This is a genomic window from Marinospirillum sp. (assembly GCF_014859565.1).
The window spans coordinates 1-1382 of sequence record NZ_JACUUA010000442.1 but is presented as its reverse complement, the minus strand read 5'-3'; the positions used below and the strand labels follow the sequence as shown (position 1 = coordinate 1382).

Sequence of the window (1382 nt, the reverse complement as noted above, 5' to 3'; positions counted from 1 at the left end):
CGGAAGGTTTTTTTGATCAGACACTCAAAAACAGGGCGATTCTTGCCAAGAGAAGTTAATCAATGGATCTGATATTCTGCATCAACACCAACAGCTTCCCAGCCGCAAACCAGCAAAGCGGACAAACCCTGTTTGATAATGCCATACAGGGAGTACTGGAATTAGCCGATGCTGGGCAAGGGCGTTGCCAGTTTTACTACGACTCCAATGGTGAATCTTTACATACCCTGGAAATCGCCAGGGGATTTACCTACGAAAAATTTGTTGATGCTTCGGAGCCAGATCTTCAGCTTTTTTTGCTGGAGGTTGAAGATAAAAGCCCTGCACTTGATGCGCTGAGTTCAGACCAGATCGAAGAAATGGCAGCCAATAGCTACTACCTGCCGGGGCAGGCGATGGATGCTCACCCTGATGTTTATGCACTGGCCTGGGTGACTTCTGGCTACCTGTTAAGCCTGGCAACAGAAGCCAAGTGGCAGGGTGACACCATCAAAATCTGCAAAGCAGATGAACAGGGACGGTTTGTTGATGACTACCTGCTGCTGAAAAATGTAGCTGATCAAGCACATGGCAGGCAGCATTATCAACAACTTTATGCCATCAACCTGGATGTGATTCTATCGGGTCATCAGGCTTCGAATGAGTTCAAAGCATGGTTTGCAGAACTGGACAACGCCAACCAGAAGATAGTCGCTGACAAGCTGAAACTGGCCGTGGAAAAAGGCTTCCAGGGCGGTAACCCCTTGTTTGATAGCTTGAGCAACGGCAGCGGCTTAAGAGAAATACGCTGCTCCGCCTTTGCAGGTGGCGCGATCAGAATACTTTTTAAGCATCACACAGATGCAACCTATGCGCTCTTGAATGGCTTTATCAAACACAGCGACAACGAAGGCTACGCCAGATATGTGCCCATGGCTGAGCGTATATACAATAACTTGTGCTGATGCTCGCAATCAATACGAACAAAACAGAATTGAGAAGATGATGGAAGAATCTAGGGTTTCGTGCGTTTTCCCTGCCCTCTAAGTATTGTTTTGTATATATTTGTTTCGCGTCTACTATTTCGTTCGAATCTAAATAACTAATGAGTTTATACATGGAACCATTAATTGTTGTTGCTGGTTTTAAAAGAGAATTTTCTATCAGGCGCTTGCTAAAAAGCTTGCTTGACGCAAGTTATCCACATGACAATGTAAAAATATGCTTGTCTTTAGATGGGGGATATTCTGAAGGCGTGTTATCAGCTTGTGAGCAGTTTAAGCATGAATTTTCAAAAGGTTTTGTTGAAATTGTTTGCCGTGAAAAGAATCTTGGTCTAAGAAATCATATTATTTGGTGTGGTGATCAGTCTGTAAAGCATGGATCAGTAATAGTGCTGGAAG

2 protein-coding genes are annotated in these 1382 nt (G+C 44.3%); both read left to right on the top strand.

Annotated elements, in window-relative coordinates; translation table 11 throughout:
- The first annotated feature begins 62 nt into the window (after positions 1-62).
- The gene (locus IBX50_RS20605; RefSeq protein ID WP_292258311.1) at positions 63-944 is read left to right on the top strand and encodes a type II toxin-antitoxin system RelE/ParE family toxin; all 882 of its coding nucleotides are present in this window, start codon (positions 63-65) and stop codon (positions 942-944) included.
- Between the two features lie 152 nt (positions 945-1096).
- The coding region (locus IBX50_RS20600) for a hypothetical protein (protein ID WP_292258308.1) at positions 1097-1382 on the top strand (286 nt) is incomplete at its 3' end.

Excerpts from the sequence above, each read along its gene's own strand:
- IBX50_RS20605 (WP_292258311.1), top strand. The coding sequence starts at position 63 with ATGGATCTGATATTCTGCATCAACACCAACAGCTTCCCAGCCGCAAAC.